The sequence below is a fragment of the Ruegeria sp. SCP10 genome, from assembly GCF_040329495.1.
In the GTDB taxonomy this organism is placed as follows: domain Bacteria; phylum Pseudomonadota; class Alphaproteobacteria; order Rhodobacterales; family Rhodobacteraceae; genus Ruegeria.
Genome location: NZ_JBDZYF010000101.1, coordinates 1 through 223, shown reverse-complemented (window position 1 = coordinate 223; position 223 = coordinate 1). Strand labels below are relative to the sequence as shown.

Sequence of the window (223 nt, the reverse complement as noted above, 5' to 3'; positions counted from 1 at the left end):
GACGATCCAAAATGAAGAAACGCAAGAACCATTTGCCGGAGTTCAAGGCCAAGGTTGCGCTTGAAGTGATCCGCGAGGAGATGACGCTGGCGGAACTGTCCAAGAAATATGGCGTTCACCCGACGCAGATCGGAACGTGGAAGCGGGCAGCGATAGAGAACATGGCGACGGCCTTTAGGGGTCTGTTCCGGCTCCAGAACAGGTTAGCGCCGCTGATGTCGAC

1 protein-coding gene is annotated in these 223 nt (G+C 56.1%); it reads left to right on the top strand.

Translation table 11 applies throughout. The features are described from left to right. Positions 1 to 11: 11 nt before the first annotated feature. The coding region (locus ABLN87_RS22595; RefSeq protein ID WP_353014340.1) for a transposase at positions 12 to 223 on the top strand (212 nt) is incomplete at its 3' end.